15 protein-coding genes and 2 pseudogenes are annotated in these 20,540 nt (G+C 75.1%); 9 read left to right on the top strand and 8 right to left on the bottom strand.

What is annotated here, in order from left to right; translation table 11 throughout:
* Positions 1-51: 51 nt before the first annotated feature.
* The 4 genes and pseudogenes from E7Z53_RS05750 to E7Z53_RS05735 all read right to left on the bottom strand — a co-directional run bounded on the left by E7Z53_RS05750 (position 52) and on the right by E7Z53_RS05735 (position 4,202).
* Positions 52-612 carry a hypothetical protein gene (locus tag E7Z53_RS05750; protein ID WP_109221736.1) on the bottom strand — a complete coding sequence of 187 codons (561 nt, stop codon included), beginning with the start codon at positions 610-612 and terminating at the stop codon, positions 52-54.
* Between the two features lie 494 nt (positions 613-1,106).
* Positions 1,107-2,210 (bottom strand): annotated as a pseudogene (locus tag E7Z53_RS05745) (pyridoxal-phosphate-dependent aminotransferase family protein).
* A gap of 102 nt (positions 2,211-2,312) precedes the next feature.
* Positions 2,313-2,678 carry a hypothetical protein gene (locus tag E7Z53_RS05740; protein WP_017833909.1) on the bottom strand — a complete coding sequence of 122 codons (366 nt, stop codon included), beginning with the start codon at positions 2,676-2,678 and terminating at the stop codon, positions 2,313-2,315.
* A gap of 226 nt (positions 2,679-2,904) precedes the next feature.
* Positions 2,905-4,202 (bottom strand): annotated as a pseudogene (locus tag E7Z53_RS05735) (MFS transporter).
* 374 nt (positions 4,203-4,576) lie between these two features.
* Between E7Z53_RS05735 and E7Z53_RS05730 the strand changes: the two are divergent.
* Both E7Z53_RS05730 and E7Z53_RS05725 read left to right on the top strand, forming a co-directional pair.
* On the top strand, positions 4,577-5,068 hold the full coding sequence (locus E7Z53_RS05730; protein ID WP_017833907.1) for a nucleoside deaminase: 492 nt from the start codon (positions 4,577-4,579) through the stop codon (positions 5,066-5,068).
* Positions 5,069-5,292: 224 nt separating this feature from the next.
* Positions 5,293-6,531: a S1C family serine protease gene (locus E7Z53_RS05725; RefSeq protein WP_176337364.1), complete on the top strand. Its 1,239-nt coding sequence runs from the start codon at positions 5,293-5,295 to the stop codon at positions 6,529-6,531.
* An 18-nt stretch (positions 6,532-6,549) separates the two neighbouring features.
* On the opposite strand, the gene E7Z53_RS05720 is transcribed toward E7Z53_RS05725, so the two are convergent.
* Together E7Z53_RS05720 and E7Z53_RS05715 are read right to left on the bottom strand one after the other, a co-directional pair.
* Complete coding sequence (locus tag E7Z53_RS05720) at positions 6,550-8,550, bottom strand: CHAT domain-containing protein (RefSeq protein ID WP_052132978.1); 2,001 nt, start codon at positions 8,548-8,550, stop codon at positions 6,550-6,552.
* A gap of 78 nt (positions 8,551-8,628) precedes the next feature.
* Positions 8,629-8,958 carry a CU044_2847 family protein gene (locus E7Z53_RS05715; RefSeq protein WP_035927776.1) on the bottom strand — a complete coding sequence of 110 codons (330 nt, stop codon included), beginning with the start codon at positions 8,956-8,958 and terminating at the stop codon, positions 8,629-8,631.
* A 553-nt stretch (positions 8,959-9,511) separates the two neighbouring features.
* Here E7Z53_RS05715 and E7Z53_RS05710 point away from each other — a divergent pair.
* Complete coding sequence (locus E7Z53_RS05710; protein ID WP_176337363.1) at positions 9,512-10,279, top strand: hypothetical protein; 768 nt, start codon at positions 9,512-9,514, stop codon at positions 10,277-10,279.
* 14 nt (positions 10,280-10,293) lie between these two features.
* The gene (locus E7Z53_RS05705; protein WP_052132979.1) at positions 10,294-10,995 is read left to right on the top strand and encodes a class F sortase; all 702 of its coding nucleotides are present in this window, start codon (positions 10,294-10,296) and stop codon (positions 10,993-10,995) included.
* Positions 10,996-11,100: 105 nt separating this feature from the next.
* Here the strand turns inward: E7Z53_RS05705 and E7Z53_RS05700 are convergent, their stop codons facing one another.
* A complete protein-coding gene (locus E7Z53_RS05700) occupies positions 11,101-14,607 on the bottom strand; it encodes a bifunctional proline dehydrogenase/L-glutamate gamma-semialdehyde dehydrogenase (RefSeq protein ID WP_217905471.1) in 3,507 nt (1,168 codons plus the stop codon).
* A 128-nt stretch (positions 14,608-14,735) separates the two neighbouring features.
* Between E7Z53_RS05700 and E7Z53_RS05695 the strand changes: the two genes are divergently transcribed.
* A complete protein-coding gene (locus E7Z53_RS05695) occupies positions 14,736-15,644 on the top strand; it encodes a LysR substrate-binding domain-containing protein (protein ID WP_126350392.1) in 909 nt (302 codons plus the stop codon).
* 27 nt (positions 15,645-15,671) lie between these two features.
* On the opposite strand, the gene idi is transcribed toward E7Z53_RS05695, so the two are convergent.
* A complete protein-coding gene (idi, locus tag E7Z53_RS05690) occupies positions 15,672-16,223 on the bottom strand; it encodes an isopentenyl-diphosphate Delta-isomerase (protein ID WP_109221739.1) in 552 nt (183 codons plus the stop codon).
* A gap of 122 nt (positions 16,224-16,345) precedes the next feature.
* On the opposite strand from idi, the gene E7Z53_RS05685 reads away from it, so the two are divergent.
* The 4 genes from E7Z53_RS05685 to E7Z53_RS05670 all read left to right on the top strand — a co-directional run bounded on the left by E7Z53_RS05685 (position 16,346) and on the right by E7Z53_RS05670 (position 20,498).
* Positions 16,346-17,287: a pseudouridine synthase gene (locus E7Z53_RS05685; protein ID WP_043739122.1), complete on the top strand. Its 942-nt coding sequence runs from the start codon at positions 16,346-16,348 to the stop codon at positions 17,285-17,287.
* Positions 17,284-18,537: a DUF418 domain-containing protein gene (locus tag E7Z53_RS20725; protein ID WP_017833902.1), complete on the top strand. Its 1,254-nt coding sequence runs from the start codon at positions 17,284-17,286 to the stop codon at positions 18,535-18,537. Before E7Z53_RS05685 ends, E7Z53_RS20725 begins: the two co-directional genes overlap by 4 nt.
* Positions 18,538-18,579: 42 nt before the next feature.
* Positions 18,580-19,893 carry a glycoside hydrolase family 76 protein gene (locus E7Z53_RS05675; RefSeq protein WP_176337362.1) on the top strand — a complete coding sequence of 438 codons (1,314 nt, stop codon included), beginning with the start codon at positions 18,580-18,582 and terminating at the stop codon, positions 19,891-19,893.
* 62 nt (positions 19,894-19,955) lie between these two features.
* Complete coding sequence (locus tag E7Z53_RS05670) at positions 19,956-20,498, top strand: NUDIX hydrolase family protein (RefSeq protein ID WP_017833900.1); 543 nt, start codon at positions 19,956-19,958, stop codon at positions 20,496-20,498.
* Positions 20,499-20,540: the final 42 nt, after the last annotated feature.

The raw sequence follows: 20,540 nt of genomic DNA, 5'->3' as shown, positions 1-20,540 counted from the left end.
CGGCCCCGCTCGCTCTCCGCGGCTCGACGACCGCCGCGTCCGAGCCGGGGCTCAGGTGCGCGGCCGGTCCCCGGGGCCGGGGTCGCCGTCGGGGCGGGTGCTGCCGTCGTGCAGGGTGTCGCCGTCGCTCCGGGTGTCGCCGTCGTGCCGGGTCCGGGTGTCCGGTCCGGCGTCGCCGTCCTGCCAGGGGGCCTCGTCGGAGCGCGTCCCGGAGGCGCGATCGGTGACGTCCTCGCGGCGTCCGCGGGAGGCGTCAGCAGGGGTGGAGTCGTCCCCGTCCGGGACGAGCGAGGCGGCGTCCCGGCGATGGGTCTCCGCCTCCTGGCGGACCTTCTCGGCGTCCTCGGTGCGCCGCTGGGCGTCCTGCTCGAGGCGGTCGGCCTCGATCCGGGCCTTCTCGGCCTCGGCGCGGGCCGCGTCCGCGTCCGCCTTCCGCTCGCGGGCCGAGAGGTCCTCCTCCTCGCTGCGGGCGCGCAGCTCGGCGGCGCGCTGCTGGTTCTCCCGCCGCTCCACGGCCTCGCGCTCCTTCTTCTTGCGGCTCCCGGCCAGCACGGCCAGGACGACCACGGCCAGCACGGCCAGGGCCAGCACGATCCAGATCCAGGTTTCCATCGGATGTTCCTCCTCGGTAGGTCCCCACGTTCCTCAATAGAAGCAGAGCCGGACGGGTCCGGCTACAGGCCCCGGCGCCCCGGCGGGCGGCTCCGTGCCGGAGCACCCCGGGGTCGTGCCACCGGCACGGGGCGCACCGGCCGCCGGGCGGCGTGCGCGGGAGACCCGCGCCGCCCGGGTGCGTGCTCCGCCGGCGCAGTGGCCGGGGGATCGTGCCTTGCCAGCGGCGGTTTCGGCAGCACGCTTCCCGCTCCGCCCCGCCGCGCCCCCGGGCCGCCCGAGCAGCGCGGCGCCGGGCCGGGGAGCACGGGTCGCCCCGCGGGACACGGGGCGCCCGCGCCGTCGTGACCGAACATGACCCTCCGCGTCGGGCCGGGTCGCCGCCGCCGTGCCGTCCCGGCGCCGCTCCACCCGCCGCACGGTGGCGGACCCCGGCACCGGGGAGCGCATCGAGCGCTCCGAGACCGACCTCATCTGAGCGGACGCGGAGCGGCTCACACCAGGGCGGGGACCTTCCGCAGCGCCTCCTGGAGGGCGCCCAGGACGAGGGCCACCGACCCGGCGTCGGCGTTGGGGCCCATCAGGCCGATCCGCCACACGGTGTTCGCGTACTCCTTCACGCCCGCCCCGATCTCCACGGAGAAGTGCTCCAGCAGGTAGGCCCGCACCCAGGCGGAGTCGACGCCCTCGGGCACCTTGACCGTGGTCAGCTCCGGGAGGCGGTGCCCCTCGGCGGCGAACAGCTCCAGCCCCATGTCCTGCAGCCCGGCCTAGAGCGCGTCGCCCGCGGCCTGGTGACGGGCCCAGACGTTCTCCAGGCCCTCCTCGGCGATCCGGCACAGCGCGGCGTCCAGGGACGCGATCATCGCCGTGGGCGCGGTGTGGTGGTAGGTCCGGGCCCGGCCCTGGGCCTCGCCCACGTAGCCGCCGAGCATGCCCAGGTCCAGGTACCAGGAGCGGGGGTGCTGCACCCGGCGCTCGAACGCGGCGTCCGAGATCGTGAACGGCGCCAGTCCCGGGGCGACCCCCAGGCACTTCTGGGTGCCCGCGTAGCCGAGGTCCACCCCCCAGTCGTCCGCGCGCAGCTCGATGCCGCCGATGGACGTGACCGCGTCCACGAGCAGCAGGGCGTCGCCCTTGAGCTCCCCCAGCGCGGCGATGTCGGAGCGCACGCCCGTGGAGGTCTCCGCGTGCACCGCCGCGATGATCTTCGGGGACGGGTGCGCCTCCGCGACGCGCTGCGGGTCGATCGGCTCCCCGTAGGGGAAGTCCACGCGCACCACCTCGGCGCCGCACCGGGCCGCGACGTCGCACATGCGCTCGCCGAACAGCCCGTTGACGGCGACGACGACGACGTCGCCCTCCTCCACCGTGTTGACGAACGCCGCCTCCATGCCGGCGGAGCCGGTGGCGCTCAGCGGCAGGGTGCGCCGGTTGTCCGTGCCCCAGACGGTGCGCAGGCCGTCGCAGGCGCTGTCCATGACGTCGAGGAAGGCGGGATCGAGGTGGCCGAGCAGCGGGTGGCCCAGCGCCGCCGTGGCCTCCGGGTAGGGGTTGGACGGGCCGGGGCCGAACAGGTGTCGCTGGATCAGGGGCACGGTGCACTCCTCAGGGGAACGGGTGGACGGGTCCGCCGACCAGCCTATGGCCTGCCCGTGCCGGCGGCCGTCAGCGTGCGGCCCCGCAGGTCGCCGGAGACCTCACCGGCGTCCGAGCCGGCGGAGCAGCGGGCCGAGGCGTCGCGCCGGGGCCCGCCGCGGGGCGGAGCCCTCCGTGCGTCCGTCCGGGCGGCGGGGCTGCCGGGCGATCTCCGACCAGGAGGCGAACATCGCGCTGCCCTCGGTGGCCGTCACGCGGTTCTGCAGCGTGGGGCGCCCCGCGGGGCCCTGGACCACACCGGTGCGCTTGTCGTAGGTGAAGCCGTCGTCGAGGACGATGTGCCGGTCCGTCTCGGTGACCACGGTGTACAGCACCACGTGCTCGCCGGAGTCCGCCCCGGGGTGGACGGCGGCGCGAGCGCCGGGGTGCGTGGCGCCGCCGTGGTTGAAGTCGAACAGGTCGGCCATGGGAGGGGCGTCCTCCTGAGAGCTCGGGGACTCCGGTCGCCGGCACGGCGCCGGCGACGGTCCGGCCCGGGCCCGGTGGCGTGCGGACCCGGTGCGGCGGGTGGGCGCTCCCCACTCTAGCGACCGGTCGCGGGGCCCTCGAGGCGCCGGGTCGCTCTCCCGGCCGGGGCCCCGGGCCGGGGGAGCGCCCGAGGGCTTCCCGCCCCGCGGGCTCGGTCCCGCGGACTCAGTCCCGGGGGCCGGCCGGGACCGGCTGGTGGGTCTCGTACATCCGCGCCGCCACGACCAGGGCCGAGACGGCGCTGATGCCGGCGGCGGCCCAGACCGCGGCGTGCAGGCCCAGCAGGTCGGCCACGATCCCCCCGAGCACGGCCCCGACCGCGTAGCCCAGGTCGCGCCAGACCCGGTAGACGCCCACGGCCCGGCCGCGCCACACGGGGTGGGCGACGTCGCCCACCACCGCCAGCAGCGTCGGGTAGACCATCGCGGTGCCCGCCCCGAGCAGGACCGTCCCGGCGGCCCAGCCGCCGAACCCGTCGCCGGCGGCGATGACGGCCAGGGCCGCGGCCTGGGTGGCCATCCCGGCGGTGATCAGGTGCTTGCGCCCGACCCGGTCCGACAGGGCGCCGGTGACCAGCTGCCCGACGCCCCACACCCCGGGGTAGAGGGCGAAGAGCAGCCCGATCTGGGACACCGTGAGCTCCGCGGTGGCGAACAGAAGGGGAACAGGCCCCAGGAGAGCCCGAAGTTGAGGTTGTTGACCAGCCCCGCCTGGCTGGCCGAGGACAGCGCGGGCTCCCTCAGGCTGGTCTGGGCGATGATCTGGCGGTCGGTGAGACCGGCGTGCAGGTGGTCGTGCATCCCGTCGGCGCGCGGGGTGTGCCGGCCGGCGTCGAGCAGCGCGTGGCCGCGGGTCTCCTTGACGAAGGCCCCCGACAGCAGCAGCGCCAGGGCGGTGTAGGCCAGGCCCAGCAGGAACGGGGCCGGGCGCAGCCCGTACTGCTCGGCCAGGTACCCGGCCAGCAGGGAGGTCACGGCCACCGCACCGTAGCCGGCGGCCTCGTTGAGCCCCATGGCCAGTCCGCGCTGGGCCGGGCCCACCAGGTCGATCTTCATCACCACGGTCGTGGACCAGGTCAGGCCCTGGTTGACGCCGAGCAGCACGTTGGCGGCCACCACCCACCCCCAGTCCGGGGCGAAGATCAGCATCAGCGGCACCGGCACGGCGAACAGCCAGCCCACCAGCAGCACCGGCTTGCGCCCGTACCGGTCGGAGAAGGTGCCGGCGAACCAGTTGGCGATCGCCTTGGTGATCCCGAACGCGGCCACGTAGGTGAAGATGAAGGTGTAGCCGGTCAGCCCGAACTCGTCGGCGGCCAGCAGCGGCAGCACGGTCTGCTGCTGGCCGACCATGCCGCCGACCAGGGCGTTGACCGCCACCAGGAGCGTGAACTGGGCGGCGTTGGCGCGCAGCCCCAGACGGAGGGGCTCGGGCGTGCCGGAGGGTCTCGTCTGCCGGCCCATGGCCGCTCCTTCCGGTGTCGTGGGCCCGCCGGACGGCGTGCCCGCTGATGCTCCGAGGAACCGGGAGCAGTGCTGTCAGCAGTGTTCCACGGTTCGCCGGAGGATCGGCCGAGGGAGGGGCGGCGTGACACAGCGCGGGCGGCGCGGCACGCGGAGCCCGGCCCTCCTCCCCCGCCGGCACGCCGGGGCACCTGTTGTGGTCGGGCACACTCCTCGGTAACCTCTGGACAGGCCCACGGCGGGCCCGGATCCCCGGGCCATCTACCAGGCAGAACCGCACCATCGACCACGCAGCGGCCGCCGTCGGCGCACGTCCCCCCGCCCCGGCCCGGGACGCTCCCCGGCGACATCTGCCCCCACCCCGGGAGTTCCGCATGGACACTGACCGCACCCCGCCCGCCGACGCCCGGCAGCTGCTGCTGGAGGCCATCGACCTGGCGGTGGGCAACGCCGCCGTCGACGGCGGCCCCTTCGGCGCCGTCGTCGTCACCGCCGACGGCCGCCGCTTCAGCGGCGTCAACCGCGTCACGGCCGACAACGACCCCACCGCGCACGCGGAGGTCATGGCGATCCGCGCCGCCTGCCGCGAGCTGGGCACCTTCGACCTCTCGGGCGCGACCCTCTACACCAGCTGCGAGCCGTGCCCCATGTGCCTGTCCGCCTCGCTGTGGGCCCGGCTGGACGCCGTCTGGTTCGCCGCGGACCGGCACGACGCGGCCGCCGGCGGCTTCGACGACGCCGAGTTCTACGAGTACTTCGCCACGCCCGAGCACGAACGGTCGCTGCCGGTGCGCCCGGTGGCCCTCGCCGAGCGCACTGCACCGTTCGAGGCCTGGGCCAGGAACGTCGCGCGCACGGCCTACTGAGCCTCCGTGCGGGCGCGCTCCCGGGCCGCGGAGCCGGCCGGTCCGGCACTGCCGAGCCGGCCGGCCCGGACTGCGGCGGCGGCCTCCCGAAGGACGTCACCGCACGTCGGAGCGGGTCCGTGTCCGGATCGTGAGCTGCCTTACTTCGTCAAGCCCGGCCGTCGGGCGTCCCCCCGGGCGACAATGAGGTCAGGATAGTCAGCGGTGTCCGAGGGGGGAGCACCATGAGATCGTCCAGGAGCACGCGGGTCCGGCGCAGGAGCGCGGCCGCCCTGGCCGTCAGCGTCCTGCTGGTGAGCGGATGCGGGCCGGGGGACACGACGCCCGAGGACCAGGTCGAGCAGGCCGGAGCGGGTGGGCCGGCCGCCCCGGGAGCATCGGCCGGCGCCACGGACATCCCGCACCACGAGGAGAACGGGCTGACCGTGTCCGGCCAGCTCCCGCCGGGCGAGGACCACCCGCCCGACCTCACCACGCAGCAGATGCACGCCCTCGGAGACACCTCGGTGTTCGCGATCCAGGGACGCCGGCCCGACGACTACCTGGGGATGGGCACCGGGTTCGTCGTGGACAAGGACGCCGGGATGGCCGTCACCAACGCGCACGTCGTCCAGGGCCTCGCGGCGATCTCGGGACGGTTCAACACCGGTCAGAAGGCGTCCCTGCACGTCATCGCCCTGGACCCGTGCACGGATCTCGCGGTGGTGCACTTCTCCTCCCCGCTGCCCGAGCAGACGCACCCGCTCGTCATCGGCAGCTCGGACGCGGTGACCCCGGGGGACACGGTCACGGCGCTCGGCTATTCCACCGCTCCGCCCGACCAGCCCTCCGGCCAGAAGCTCCTCATCGCCTCAGGACTCGTCAACGCGACCAAGGTCCCGGCACAGCCGCAGGGCGCCCCGGAGTACAAGGACACCATCCAGCACGGCGCCACCGTCAGTCCCGGCAGCTCGGGAGGGCCTCTGCTCGACCACCACGGCCGGGTGGTGGGGATCAACACCTCGACGCAGTTCAGCGGCCGGAACGTCGTGGAGGAGGGCCAGTTCTACTCCATCGCGGTCGACTCGGCCCGGACGGAGATCGTCGACAAGCTGCTCAAGGGCCAGTCGCAGAACGACATGGGGTGGGCCGTGGAGGAGTACTATCCGGGCTACTTCACGGCCCTCGACCCCACCGGCGGCCCTGCGCTCGACGCGAGGATGGCGCGCAGCGGCATCGAGGGAGGCCTCTACGTCAAGGCCGTCACCCCCGGCTCCGGGGCCAGCAAGGCGGGGATCAGGCCGGGCATGCTCATCACCAAGATCCAGAACACGTCCACGGCGACGGTCGCGGAGATGTGCGCCATCGTGGAGTCGGTGCTGCCCGGCACGGTCGCGGCGGTCGAAGGACGCTACCTCCTCTCGGACTCCGAGCGCTTCGACACGCAGTTCTACAAGGAGTTCGCGCTGCCCGGTCCGCACTGAGCCGGAGCGGCGGGCGCCCTACCGGGCGATCCAGACGGTGACGGTCGAGTTCTGTTGCACCGGGGTCCCCTCGAGCGGGTCCGTGCGGACCACCTCGCCCGGCGGCCGGTCCGTGCCGTCCTCGTACTTGACCGTGACCTGCACCCCGCTCGCCCTGATCCGGTCGATGACGGGCTGGGCAGGTCGTCCCACCATGTCCACGGGCAGGTACACCACCTCGGGGTCGGGGGCCGCACCCGGGCCGGCGTCCGCGGGATCCCCCGACGCGCTGTCGGTCCCGACCTCGCTCCCCGGCTCGTGCAGCCCTCCGGCAAGGCCCCGCGGACCGGTCGAGTGGACCACCGTGATCTCGGTGTCCCGCTCCACCCTGCCGGTGGGCCACAGGCCGAGCACCGTGCCCTCCGCCGTCCCGTGGGGCTCCCCCCGCACGCGCACCCCGAGGCCGAGCTCGTCGAGCTCCCGGACCACCTCGTCCACCGGACGATCGCGGTAGGCGGCGGCCTCCACCTCGACGGTACCGATCCGGGCCAGCGCCCACCACACGAGCGCCCCGGTCAGGAGGAGCAGTAGCGGGGCCAGCCACCGCACCCGCGCGTGCCGCCGGCGGTGCCCCGCAGCCGGGCGGCCCGTCTGAGCCGGTGGTCCAGGCGCCGGCGGGGGACGCTCCACCACCGGATCGGGGCGCTCGGCCACCGGATCCGGACGCTCGGCCACCGGGCCGGGATCCTCCACCACCGGCGCGGCAGTTTCGACCACCGGCGGTTCCGCCGTCGGGGGTGAGCTCCCGGGCCCGGCCTGGGGCGGGACCGGCTCGACCGGCGCCGCGGCGGGGCCACCGCCGGCCGGCGCCCCGGGAACCACCGGCGCGCCGGCGCGCGAGGACCGGGGGGCTTCGGCGGCCCGCTTCCGCTCCCGGGGTCTGCGGATGCTGAACAGACGGGTCTCCAGACCCCTCAGGTAGAGGACGGGGGTGATCCATTCCAGCGTGTGGCCGTTCATGCCCAGGATGGACACGCGCCCGCTGCGCACGGCCTGGTCCACAGGCCGCCCGGCGGCGACGGCGGAGTAGAAGCCCCGGGCGAAGGCGGCGGCCGCGGGATCGGTGATCTCGAACTGCATGGCCACCACGGCACTGACGCCCCCGCGCACCAGCGCAGAGGCGGTGCCCGAGAACAGGTCCACCGACCCGGAGACGGCCGACTGGCACGAGTTGAGCACCACGAGCCGGGGCATCGGGGTCGCCTCGTGCAGCAGGTCGGCGAACCGGCTGGCCTCCACCCGGTGCGCCCGCCCGTCGGCCCCCACGAGCGCCAGCACGCCCTCGTCCAGCTCCACGTCGAAGTCCCCGTGCCCGATGAAGTGGACGACGTGCCACTCCTGGCCCAGGAGCATGTCGTGCACGCCGTCCCACGTGGCGTCGCGCACCCATGTCAGCTCGATCTGTCCCCGCTCGAGGGGCTCCGCGAGCGCCTGGGCCAGGTACTGCTCCTCGGCTTCGACGTCGAGGACCGGGAGCCCCCGGGGAGAGGCGGTGATCCCGAGGATCCGCACGGGCTGCTGCACCCGCAGCGGCGGCGGGGCGGCCGCGACGGGCACATGGCGCACCAGGGGGTCGATCCGGGCGACGTAGGTGCCGGCCTGGGCGTCGTACATGGCCTCCCAGGGCAGGGGCGTCAGCTCCGGCGCGGCCAGACGCAGCACCAGGCGCAGCGGCTCACCTCGTTCGGCGGCGACGTCCACGCTGGACCGGTAGCGGGCCCCGATCGCGGGGTGGCCCAGCAGCATGTCGAAGAGCTCCTGGCCCACCGTCCGGACCGTCGTCTCGGGGCCGGCGACCAGCCGGCGGGTGCTGGCGGCGGAGGCCAGGAGCGCGTCCTGCCATCGGTCGCGCCCCTGCATCAGCCCCGCGCAGTCGATCGCCACGGTGGCCGAGGCCTCGCCCACCGGGGAGTGGACGATCTCGACGTCGTAGAGGCCCTCCTCCGCGGACCGAACGACCGACAGCTCCAGCACGCTCACCGGTTCCTCACCCCATGGCTCCTGATCGGGCGGTCCCTCGGCTCGGGGCAGGACGGACCGTCGGTGGATCGTGCCCGCTCATTCCGTGCGCGTGTCCTCCCAGGTGAGCTTGACCGTGAAGTTCGCGGCGCCGCCCGTCTTCGCGATGAAGGCACCGGCCTCCGCGTGCAGGTCGACCCCGAACTCCACGCACACCCCCGAGGGGCGGTGGGCCAGGGACACGAGCTGGTCGATCAGGGCCTGGACCGCGGGCTGGATGTGCGCCACCGCCTCCTCGAAGGTCCGCTGGGCCTCCAGCACCACGCTCTCGCGGTGACCGCCCCGGGTGACCGGTCCGCCGGACCCGTCCGCGGTCTCCACCAGGACGCTGCGTCCGTCCGCGGTGGGAAACTCGACGATGTTGCCCATGGTGGCACCTCTCCCTCGTCCCGCGCCGTCCCGCACCGCACCGTGAGCCCACTGTGCTCCCCCCGTTCACGGGCTGGCAAGGGAGAACACCAGGATCGGCGGTCGGAGACACAATGAGACAGGCCTCGGCGCCGCATCCGGGCGCCGGAGCACCCGGGCCGCGCCCGTGGCGGTCCGGGTGCTGCGGCACGGCGCGGCACCGCCGCGTTCCCCCACGTCGGAGCGGGACCCCGCCCGGACTGTGAGGCGGCTTACGAAATGATGAACATTTATTTACATATCAGTACCCTTGCATCGACGAGCCACGGCCGACTCACGGGTCCGATGTGCGATGCACGTGGGGGGACACCGGAGCACAGTCGGCCGAGCTCTCCGGGCGCCGCTCTCGACCCGATCCCTCCGGGGGCGGCGCCCCTCGGCCACCGACACACCTCGGACCCGGTCCGGATTCACCGAAGCACTTGCGCCCCGATCCTCGAAACCCAGGGAACTCCCAGTAAACTGTGCACTGCGTCACATCTCATTCCGTCGCTCTCACCGAGAGGCCGATCCCGTGAAGAAGTCCGCACTGCTCGCAGCACCCGCCCTGGCCCTCGCCGCCGCGACCCTCCCCGCAGCCCCTGTCGCCGCGGCCGAGAGCTGGTCCGTCCGGGCCGAGCTCGCCCCGGTCAACAGCAGCACCACCACCGGCAGCGTGGTCGTCGACGTCACGGGCGGGGAGGCCGTGCTGACCGTCGAGGTCGCTGGTGCTCCCGCCCTGTTCCAGGGCGCACCCTATCCGCACGCCCAGCACATCCACATCGGGGGACAGGGGCTTTGCGCTCCCCCGACGGCCGACGCCGACGGGGACGGCGCGGTCAGCTCCATGGAGGGCCAGCCCTGGACGGGTGGGATCGGAGCCTCCCTCACCACCTCCGGCGACACGACCCCGGCCTCGGCCGTGGCGATCGACCGGTTCCCCGCCGGTGACGCCTACACCTACCAGCGGACCGTCCCGGTGGACGCCGCGATGGTCGCGGCCCTGCAGAACGGCACCGCCGTGGTCAACGTCCACGGCGCGGACTCGGCGGCCCTCTCGGCCGCGGCGCAGGTCAAGGTGAATCCGATGGCCCCGGACCTGCCCCTCGCCTCCGACATCCCGGTGGCCTGCGGCGTCCTGGCGCCCGCCCAGATGGCCGTGCCGGAGGGTCCTGCCGACACGGGCGTGGAGACCGCCGGGACCGGCTCGGACACGAACGGGATCATCGGTGCGGCCGTTCTCGGCATGCTCGCGCTGGGTGCCGCCGTGGGCGCGCGCCGCCGGGTGGCCGGCGAACGCTGACCGGCGGGCACCGGATGGCCCGGCACCGCCGCGAGCCCCGCCACCTCCGCACGGGGTTGGCGGGGCTCGCCGTGGTCCTGGCCCTGTGGTGCACCGGTGACAGCCCCGCGCCGGGGACGACGACGGAGCGCGGGTCGGTCGCGGAGCGCGTCGTGCCCCTCGCTGCGGGCGCCCTGTCGGCACCGTCCTCGCCGCCGCCCGTTCGGGCGAGCGCCCCCGCGGACGCCGCGCAGGCGCCGGCTCCCGCGCCGGAGGCCCTTCCCGAGTCGCCGCCGGAGCGCCTGTCGGTGGAGCGCATCGGACTGGACGGCGAGCTCGTGCAGCTCGGGCTGCGCCCCGATCGGAGCCTGGAGGTCCCTCCGGAGGGTCCCGGCGCACCGGCCGGCTGGTACCGGCACTCGCCCACTCCGGGCGAGGCCGGTCCGTCCGTGCTGCTGGGCCACGTCAACGCCACCGGCGGCGGCCCCGGCGTGTTCGCCGAGCTGCACCGGTTGACCCCCGGGGACCGGATCACCGTCACGCGCCAGGACGGCTCCGCGGCCGTGTTCGCCGTGGACGCCGTCGAGCGGTACGAGAAGGCCGCGTTCCCCACGCTGCGCGTCTACGGCAACACCGCCGGCCCGGAGCTGCGCCTGATCACCTGCGACGGCTACGACCCCGCGACCGGCTCCTTCGACGCGAACCTGGTCGTGCACGCGTCCCTGCTCCAGGACTGATCCATCAGGGGCGCTGCGGCCGGGGAAACGGAACGGCCCCGGGCCGTGGACCGGGCCCACGAGGGGCCGGTGGTCCGCGGCACGGGGCCGTGGTGGGGAGGGCTGCTAGATCAGTCCGTCCGTGAGGTGGTTCGGCGTGCCGAAGCGGTGCGCGGTGATGCTCACGGCCTGCTCGTGCAGGAACGGCAGCATCTCGACCCGGCCCGCGGCGGTGACCGGGTGGGCGTAGACGGCCACGTCCGGACGGGACCCGGTCGCGGCGATGAAGGCCGCGCGGTCCCCGCCGATCAGCCGGACGCGCCCGCCGCCGAGGGCCGGGGCGCCGGCCAGCCACGCGGCGTCGTCCTCCACCCGCACGGGCACGCCGCGGTCGGTGAGCACGGCGCGCACCGGGGCGGGCAGCTCGTGCGCCGTGGAGACGGTCAGCGCGGAGCCCGCCCGCAGCCCGGCGGCGACGACGCGCAGCAGGTCGGCGAGCGGCTCGCCCTCGGACAGGCGCACCGTGACGGGCAGGGGCAGGTAGCGGAAGACGTTGCGCTCGGCGTAGAGCCCGGTGACGTCCTCGGCGACGCCGAACTCCTCGGCCCAGGCGGCCTCGTCGCTGCGCAGCGCCTGCTCGAGGCCCTGCGCCTCGGCCGGCCCGAGGTCCGCCGTGCCCGAGTGCGCGGCCTGCAGCAGCTCGACGGCGGCCGCGTCGGCCACGGGGAGCCCGGCCCCGCGCAGCGGCGCCGGCTCCCACTCGCCCAGGCCCATGAGGTAGCTGGGCCCGCCGGCCTTGGTGCCGGGGCCGACGGCCGACTTCTTCCACCCGCCGAAGGGCTGGCGCTGGACGATGGCCCCGGTGATGTGGCGGTTGACGTACAGGTTGCCGGCCTGGACGTGCTCGAGCCAGTAGCCGATGTCCTCCGGGTCCAGGGAGTGCAGGCCGGCGGTGAGGCCGTACTCCACCTCGTTCTGGAGGGCCACGGCCTCCTCCAGGGTCTCGGCGGTCATCACGCCGAGCACCGGGCCGAAGTACTCCACCAGGTGGAACTCGGAGCCGCGCTGCACGCCGGTGCGCACGCCCGGGGACCACAACCGGCCGGTCCCGTCGAGCTGCTGCGGCTCGATCAGCCAGGACTGCCCCTCCTCGAGGGTGGTCAGGGCCTGGAGCAGCTTGCCCTCGGCGGGCTCGGTGAGCGGGCCCATCTGCGCGGCAGGGTTGGTCGGGTGGTCGACGGTCAGGGAGGTCACGGCGTCCACGAGCTGGTTGCGGAAGCGGCGGGACTGCGCCACGGAGCCGACCAGGATCACCAGGGAGGCCGCCGAGCACTTCTGCCCGGCGTGGCCGAACGCCGAGTAGGCGACGTCCTTGGCGGCGAGGTCGAAGTCGGCGCTGGGCGTGACGATCAGCGCGTTCTTCCCCGAGGTCTCGGCCAGCAGCGGCAGATCGGAGCGGAAGGTGCGGAACAGCTCCGCCGTCTCGTAGGCGCCGGTGAGGATCAGCCGGTCCACCGCCGGGTGGGAGATCAGCTGGCGGCCGAGGGCGCGCTCCTCGAGGTCCACGAGGGCGAGCACGTCGCGGGGGATCCCGGAGGCGTCGAGGGCCTCCCAGAGTGCCTCGGCGACCACGGCGCCGCAGCGCTTGGTCGGGCCGGCCGGCTTGAACACCACCGGGGAGCCGGCGGCGAGGGCCGCCAGCGCGGACCCCGCCGGGATGGCCACCGGGAAGTTCCACGGCGGGGTCACCACGGTGAGCCGGGAGGGCACGAAGGACGCGCCGTCGACCTCGTCCAGCTCACGGGCGCGCTCGGCGTAGTAGTGGGCGAAGTCGATCGCCTCGCTGATCTCCGGGTCGGCCTGGTCGAGGGTCTTGCCGGCCTCGGCGGCGGCGACCTCGAGCAGCTCGGCCCGGCGGGCGGACAGGGCGTCGCCCGCGCGGTGGAGCACCTCGGCGCGCTGGGCGCCGCTCAGCGCGGCCCAGCCGCGCCCTGCCTCGAGGGCCGCCTCGATGACACGGTCGAGCTGCTCCTCCGTGCGCAGCGCCGCGGCCGTGACGGTCGCCACGCCGGCCCGGGAGCCGGGGACCCGGGCGAGGATCGCCCGCCCCCAGTCCCGGTTGGCGGCCACGGCCGGGTCGGTGTCCGGCGTGTTGGTGAACGCGTCGACCGGGGCGGGCGGCTCGGGCAGGCTGCGGTCCTGGACCCGGTGGGGGGCCGGCACGGTGTCGTCGAGGCCGGCCAGGGAGGCGAGGAAGCGCTGCTTCTCGCGCTCGAAGAGCTCCTCGTCGGTGGAGAGCTCGAAGACCGCGGACATGAAGTTCTCGCGGGACGCGCCCTCCTCGAGCCGGCGGATCAGGTAGGCGATGGCCACGTCGAACTCGGCCGGGTGCACCACGGGGGTGTAGAGCAGCAGGGACCCGACGTCGCGCTTGACGGCCTCGGCCTGGCCGGTGGCCATGCCGAGCAGCATCTCGAAGTCCACGGCCCCGGCCACGCCGCGCTCGGTGGCCAGCAGCCAGGCGAAGGCGATGTCGAAGAGGTTGTGCCCGGCGACGCCGATGCGCACGGCGTCCGTGTGCTCGGGCTGCAGCGCGTAGTTGAGGACCCGCTTGTAGTGGGTGTCCGAGTCCTGCTTGGTGCCCCAGGTCGCCAGCGGCCAGTCGTGCAGGGACGCCTCGACCTGCTCCATCGGCAGGTTCGCGCCCTTGACCACGCGCACCTTCACGGGGGCGCCGCCGGCGGCGCGGCGGGCGGCGGCCCACTCCTGCAGGCGGATCATCGCGGCCAGGGCGTCGGGCAGGTAGGTCTGCAGGACGATGCCGGCCTCCAGGTCCTTGAACCGGGGCTGGTCGAGGATCCGGGTGAAGACCTCGAGGGTCATGTCCAGGTCCTTGTACTCCTCCATGTCCAGGTTGATGAACTTGGGCGCGGTGAAGGAGGCGGCCCGCTCGTACAGCGGGGTGAGCTTCTCGACGACCTCGGTCACGGCCTCGTCGAAGGCCCAGGGCGAGTGCGGGGCGACGGTGGAGGAGACCTTGATGGAGACGTAGTCGACGTCGGGGCGGGCCAGCAGGTCGTGGGTGCCCTGCAGCCGCCGGGCGGCCTCGCGGTCCCCGAGCACGGCCTCGCCCAGGAGGTTGACGTTGAGCCGGACGTCGTCCTTGCGGATCTTCGCGATCGACCTCCCCAGCTTGGCCTCGCTGGCGTCCACGATGAGGTGGCCCACCATCTCGCGCAGCGCCTTGCGGGCCGCGGGGATGACGACCTGCGGGGCCACGGGGGCGAGGGCCCCGCCCGCGCGCACCGCGGAGCGCAGGTACCAGGGCAGGAAGCCGGGGACCTTCGGCGCCAGCCGGGCCAGGTTGCGGGCCGCCACCCGGAGGTCCTCGGGGCGGATGACGCCGTCCACGAAGCCCACCGTGAAGTCCAGGCCGGCGGGATCCTTCAGCACCCCCGCCAGCTGCTCCCCCGAGGCGTCCCTGGGGAACTGCTCCGCCTCAGTGAGCCAGCGGCGCACCGTGGCCACGGCCTGCTCGGGCAGCGACGCCGGGATGGCGGCGTGGGAAAGGGTGCGTCCCACCGCGGGGCGGCCGGGGGCCTGCGCTGCCGGGGGGACGGGGATCGTCGTCATGGGTGGTACTCCCTGGGTTGGGTCGAAAGCACTGCGGTACGTCCAGTGTGCGCCCCGGGACGATTCGGATAAAGTGAAGAATTCCACAGATGATTCATCAGCAGTACTAATCTTTGGGAGGCGGCGGAATGCTGGATGTGCGCAAGCTGCGGCTGCTGCGGGAACTCGCGCTGCGGGGCACCCTCGCGGAGGTCGCCGCCGCCCTGAACTTCAGCCCCTCGGCGGTCTCCCAGCAGCTCTCGGCGCTGGAGAAGGAGGCGGGGGTGGCCCTGCTCTCGAAGGCCGGCCGGCGGGTTCAGCTCACGCCGCAGGCGGAGATCCTGGTGGCGCGCACCACCGAGCTGCTGGACGTCCTGGAGCGCACCGAGTCGGACCTGGCGGCGTCGCTGAGCACGGTCACCGGCACCGTGCGGGTCGCCGTGTTCCAGTCCGCGGCCCTGGCGCTGCTGCCGGAGGTGCTGGGCGCCATGCGCCGCGAGCACCCGGACGTGCGGGTCGAGATGGTGCAGGCCGAGCCGGAGCGGGCCCTCTACGAGACCTGGGCCCGGGAGTTCGACGTGGTCGTGGCGGAGCAGTACCCGAGCCACGCCGCCGCCCACCACCCGGACCTGGACCGGCGGCGGCTGATCACGGACGCCATCCGCCTGGCCGTCCCCCCGGGCCCCGAGCACGCGTTCGTCGCCTCCCTGCGGGACGCCCGCGAGCTCCCGTGGGTCATGGAACCGCGGGGAGCCGCCTCGCGGCACTGGGGCGAGCAGCTGTGCCGGCGGGCGGGCTTCGAGCCGGACGTCCGGTTCTCGACGGCGGACCTGCAGGCGCAGACCCGGCTCGTGGAGTCCGGCAACGCCGTGGCGCTCATGCCGGACCTGATGTGGGCGGGCGGGGACTCGCCCTGCCGGCTGGTCGACCTGCCGACCGGGCCCCGGCGGACGGTGTTCACCTCGATCCGCGGAGCGAGCGCCCACCGCCCGGCGATCCTCGCGCTGCGCGCCGCCCTCGAGACGGTGGCCGCCGGCCTGGCCGGACGGATGGAGTGAGCCGGAGGGAGCCGGCCGGGCGGAGCGCTACGGGCGGAGCGCGGCCCGGCCCGTGAGCGCCCCGCGCAGCCGGTCGTCCGCGATCTGCTCCAGCAGCCACGGGCTGAGCAGGAACGGCGCGGCCTCCGCCGCGGCGAACAGCTCCCCCGGGGCGATCCAGGCGACCTCCGCGACCTCGGCGGGCAGCGGCCGGGGCCGCCCGGTGGCCCGCGCCACGTAGACGGGGCAGAACTCGTTCTCCACGATCCCGGAGGCGTCCACCGCCCGGTAGCGGAAGTCGGGCAGCACCTCCGTCATCCCCGTCACCTCGAAGCCCAGCTCCTGGCCGGCGCGGCGCGCGATGGCCTCGACGAACCCCTCACCGGGGCCCGGGTGACCGCAGAAGCTGTTGGTCCACACCCCGGGCCAGGTCTTCTTCGCGAGCGCCCGGCGGGTCAGCAGCAGCCGCCCGTCGTCGTCGAGGACGTAGCACGAGACCGCCAGGTGCAGGGGGGTGTCCGTGGTGTGCACCCCGGCCTTGGGCGCGGTTCCGATGGGACGGTGCGCCTCGTCGAGGAGGACGACTTCTTCGGCTGACATGGGCCTCGTTCCGGTCGGCGGGCGGGTGCGGGTGCTCCCCCATTCTCGCAGGATCCGCGGGGCGGCGGTACGCGGGCCCGCCGAGTGGACAACGGGGCGCGGGCGGAGCACGATCGGGAACCATGCGACGACGTCGGCCCGCCACCGCCCCCCTGCCGCTGCGGGACGGGGTGGACCCGGTCCGGGTGCGGCTGCCGGCCGCCGGGGCCGACGCCCCCGGGACCGTCCGCGGCTATCTGCTGAGCAGGTTCCCCGCGTCCGCGCCCGAGCTCGAGGAGCTCTTCGCGGCCGGCGGGATCGTCGACGACGCCGGGCGGCCCCTCCCCCACGACGCTCCCCTCCGCCCCGGCGGCTCGGTCTGGTACCACCGCGCCCTGCCCGAGGAGCCGGAGCTGCCCGGGGACCTGCCGGTCCTGTTCGAGGACGAGTGGCTGCTGGCGGTCGACAAGCCGCACGGGCTGCCCACCACGCCGCGCGGCGGCTTCGTGGCGCAGAGCGCGCTCGTGAAGCTGCGCCGCTCCCGCCGCGAGGACCGGCTCTCCCCGCTGCACCGGCTCGACCGCGGCACCGCGGGGGTGCTGCTGCTCTCGCGGGACCCCGGCACCCGGGGCCGGTTCCAGACCCTCTTCCAGGAGCGTGCGGTGGCGAAGGAGTACGAGGCCGTGGCCGCGCACCGGCCCGGGCTGCGCCTCCCGCGGCTCGTCGAGTCCCGCATCGTCAAGGACCGCACGTCCCTGCAGGCGCGGGAGGTGCCGGGACCCGTCAACGCCCGCACCCAGGTGGAGAGCGCCGGGCCGCCGTTCGCGGACGAGGAGGGGACGTGGGCCCGCTACGTCCTCCGGCCCGAGACCGGGCGCACCCACCAGATCCGGGTGCACCTGGCCGGCCTGGGCGTCCCGGTGCGCCACGACCCCCTGTACCCGCAGGTGCGGCCCGCCGGCGCCGAGGACCCCGGCCGGCCGCTTCAGCTGCTGGCCCGCCGCATCGCCCTCGTCCACCCGGTGACCGGCGAGCCGCTCGTGCTCGAGAGCCGCCGTGCCCTGCCGTCCGGGGACGCCGCGTGAGGGCTCCGCACGCCCCCCGGGCGACGGGCCGCGTCCCGGCGCCGGACGTGGCCCGGGGGCTCATGCTCTGGGTCATCGCGGTCGCCAACGTCACCGTCTGGATCTGGGCTGCCGGGCCCACGGACGGTCCCCGGGACCGGACGCTGGGCACCGGTGCGGGCACCGCGGCGTGGACGGCGGACGACGTCGCCAACATGGCCATGTCGATGCTCGTGGACGGCCGCGGCTTCCCCCTGTTCTCGTTCCTGGTCGGCTACGGCGTGGGCCAGATCGCCGCGCGGGAGGCCGCCCGCGGCACGCCGCCGCCCCTGGCGCGCCGGCTGCTGCTGCGCCGCTACGGGTGGCTGCTCCTCATCGGGGCCCTGCACGCGTGCCTGCTCTTCCCCGGGGACATCATCACCGCCTACGCGTTCGGCGGGCTCTTCCTCGCCGTGCTGATCGCCGAGAGCACGCGCACCCTCGTGATCCTCTCCGCCCTCGGCTCGGTGCTCATGGTGCTCTACGGTGCGGCGAGCTGGTCCGTGCGGACACCCGGCACGCCGCCCTTCCCCAGCCTGGTGGCGGACTCGATCCCGGAGCGGCTGGTCCTCGGGCTCGTGGAGGGGCTCGGGGTGGTGTCCTTCGCCCCGCTCCAGCTGCTCGGCCTGCTGCCCATGCTGCTGCTCGGGCTGGCCCTGAGCCGGTACCGCGTGCTCGAGGACCCCGGGCCCCGCCGCGGCCGGCTGCTGGTCACGGCCCTGGTCTGCATCGGGCTCGGGCTGCTCACGGGCGTGGGCACCGGACTCCTGACCACGGACCGGCTCGAGCCCTCGCCGACCGCCGGGTCCGTGCTCACCGGCCTGGACGCGGTGACCGGCGCCGCGCAGGGCATCGGCTACGCGCTGCTCGTGGCGCTGGTCTGCGACCGCGTGCTGGGCCCCCGGGCCGCGGCCCTCCGGGCGCGCGAGCATCCCGCGCTGTGGTCGCTGCAGGCCCTCGGCCGCCGGTCGATGAGCGGCTATCTCGCCCAGTCCGTGCTGTTCACCGTGCTGCTGCCCCCGTTCGCACTGGGGCTCGGCCGCTCTCTGACGCCCACCGCCGCGCTGCTACTCGGCTCCGCCGTGTGGCTGGTCACGCTGCTCGGCGCGGCCCTGCTGGAGCGGCGCGGCCTCCCCGGACCGGCCGAGACCCTGCACCGGCGGCTCTTCCTCGGCCCCGGCGGGAACCGCGCCGAGGACCGCGGCGGGCCGCCGGCCCCGGCGAGCGCCTAGGCTCGGCACCAGCACCCCTCCCCCGCCAGCACAGGAGTTCCCATGCCCCCGACGACCGGAGCGGGCGCCGCGCCCACCGCGGCGACCCCCGAGCCCACCGCACACCTCACGCCCACCGAGCACCCCGGCGCCGCCGCACCGGGCGCCGCGGCCGCGCTGCGTGCCGACAAGGCCGCCCACTCGGTCCGAGAGCTGTTCGCCGGACGGGCGCTGGGGGTGCCCGGCACGCTGCTCGGCGCCCCGGCGCACCCGCGTCCCACGTCCCCGAAGGCCCCGTGGCACTACTGGTGGCAGGCGCACCTGCTCGACGCCCTCGTGGACGCCGGGCTGCGGCACCTGGACGACCCGGCGCGGGCCCGGCGGTTCCGCCGGGAGGGGCACCGCCTGCTGCGGGGCATCACCCTGCGCAGCGGCGGCCGGGTGACCCACAACTCCTACTACGACGACATGGCGTGGCTGCTGCTGGCCGTGGGCCGTCTCGCCGAGCTGGACCGCGCCCTGACCGGCCGGCCGGACGTCGCGTGCCTGGACGCGGGCAGCGCCCTGCTCGCCCGGCTCGAACGGGGCCACACCGGGGACCTCGGGGGCGGGGTCTTCTGGAACACCCGCCACGACGTCAAGAACACGGCGTCCTCCGCGCCCACGGCCCTCGGCTTCGTGCGCACGCACCGCCGGGAACAGGCCGGCGCGGTGCTCGACTGGCTGCGGGCCACCCTCTGGGACCCGGAACGGAAGGTCTTCCACGACGGTCTGCAGCTGGTCGCCGCCGGGTCCGGCACCGAGGTGACGCGCCGGGACGAGAGGCTGTTCAGCTACAACTCCGGGCCGGTGCTCGGTCTGCTCCTCGAGCTCGCGGACGCCCCGGGCACGGGCGAGCAGGACCGGGCGGACCTGCTGCGCACGGCCGCCGACGTGGTGGCGGGCGCCGCGCAGGAGTACGGCCGCGACCTGGACGGACGCCCCGTCCTGCGCACCCACGGCGGCGGGGACGGCGGCCTGTTCAGCGGGATCCTGGCCCGCTACCTCTCCGATGCCGCCCTGCACCCGGGACTGCCCGCCGCGGCGCGCCGCACCGCGGCCGCGCTCGTGACCGGCACCGCCGACGCCCTGTGGGCCGGCCGGCGGGAGTTCGATCCCGCGGTGGACTTCAACGCGCCCCCCACCGCACCGGCGGCCGCCGGCGAGACGGTCGCGATCTTCTCCCCGGACCCGGCGCGGCACGCCGACGAGTCGCAGCGCCCCGGCGTGCCGGTCGAGCTGTCCACACAGGTGCAGGCGTGGACGGTCCTGGAGGCCGCCGCCCGGCTGGCCCGCCCGGGAGCGGTCCCCGGGGACACCGGCTCCGCTGAGCGCTGAACCGGCCGCCCCGGGCGGTGCGGGCCGTGGCCCCGCCCGGGGTCTTGGGATAGAACAGCAGTATGAACTTCCTCCGCACCCCCGATCCGAACCCCGGTTGGCTCAACGAGGACGACCTGCAGGAGGCCCGGCGCCGCCTGCCGATGGTCTACGTGCAGGCCCTGCCGGTCCGGCTCGATCCGCTGGGCTACCTCTCCGAGATCGGGCTGCTGCTGCAGGCGACCCCCGAGGGGAAGATGATGTACACCTTCGTCTCCGGCCGGGTGCTGTACCGGGAGACCATCCGGGCCGCGCTGCTGCGCCATCTGGAGAAGGACCTGGGGGCCATGGCGTTCCCGCAGCTGCCGGTCTCCACCACGCCCTTCGCCGTGGCCGAGTTCTTCCCCTCGCCGTCCGAGACGGGGCTCACCGACGACCGGCAGCACGCGGTGGCGCTGAGTTACATCGTGCCGGTGCGCGGGGAGTGCAGCCCCCGCCAGGACGCCCTGCAGCTGTCCTGGATGAGCCCCGAGGAGGCGCTCAGCCCCGAGGTGCAGGCGGAGTTCGCGGGCGGTCGCGGAGACCTGGTGCGCCAGGCCGTGGCCCACGCCGGCTGGGGCCGCTGAGCGGCGTCACCGGCGCACGGGCGCTCGCCGTCACCCGCCCCC

The organism is Kocuria salina, from assembly GCF_013368965.1.
Lineage (GTDB): Bacteria > Actinomycetota > Actinomycetes > Actinomycetales > Micrococcaceae > Kocuria > Kocuria rosea.
Note: the sequence above shows the minus strand (reverse complement) of the source record. Positions and strands in the feature narration are given on the sequence as shown.

What these genes read in the sequence shown, in the direction of transcription:
- E7Z53_RS05705 (WP_052132979.1), top strand. Translation starts at nt 10,294, where the DNA reads ATGGCCCGGCACCGCCGCGAGCCCCGCCACCTCCGCACGGGGTTGGCG.
- E7Z53_RS05700 (WP_217905471.1), bottom strand. Translation starts at nt 14,607, where the DNA reads ATGACGACGATCCCCGTCCCCCCGGCAGCGCAGGCCCCCGGCCGCCCC.
- E7Z53_RS05685 (WP_043739122.1), top strand. Translation starts at nt 16,346, where the DNA reads ATGCGACGACGTCGGCCCGCCACCGCCCCCCTGCCGCTGCGGGACGGG.
- E7Z53_RS05725 (WP_176337364.1), top strand. Translation starts at nt 5,293, where the DNA reads ATGAGATCGTCCAGGAGCACGCGGGTCCGGCGCAGGAGCGCGGCCGCC.
- E7Z53_RS05675 (WP_176337362.1), top strand. Translation starts at nt 18,580, where the DNA reads ATGCCCCCGACGACCGGAGCGGGCGCCGCGCCCACCGCGGCGACCCCC.
- idi (WP_109221739.1), bottom strand. Translation starts at nt 16,223, where the DNA reads ATGTCAGCCGAAGAAGTCGTCCTCCTCGACGAGGCGCACCGTCCCATC.
- E7Z53_RS05670 (WP_017833900.1), top strand. Translation starts at nt 19,956, where the DNA reads ATGAACTTCCTCCGCACCCCCGATCCGAACCCCGGTTGGCTCAACGAG.
- E7Z53_RS05740 (WP_017833909.1), bottom strand. Translation starts at nt 2,678, where the DNA reads ATGGCCGACCTGTTCGACTTCAACCACGGCGGCGCCACGCACCCCGGC.
- E7Z53_RS05715 (WP_035927776.1), bottom strand. Translation starts at nt 8,958, where the DNA reads ATGGGCAACATCGTCGAGTTTCCCACCGCGGACGGACGCAGCGTCCTG.
- E7Z53_RS05750 (WP_109221736.1), bottom strand. Translation starts at nt 612, where the DNA reads ATGGAAACCTGGATCTGGATCGTGCTGGCCCTGGCCGTGCTGGCCGTG.
- E7Z53_RS05695 (WP_126350392.1), top strand. Translation starts at nt 14,736, where the DNA reads ATGCTGGATGTGCGCAAGCTGCGGCTGCTGCGGGAACTCGCGCTGCGG.
- E7Z53_RS05730 (WP_017833907.1), top strand. Translation starts at nt 4,577, where the DNA reads ATGGACACTGACCGCACCCCGCCCGCCGACGCCCGGCAGCTGCTGCTG.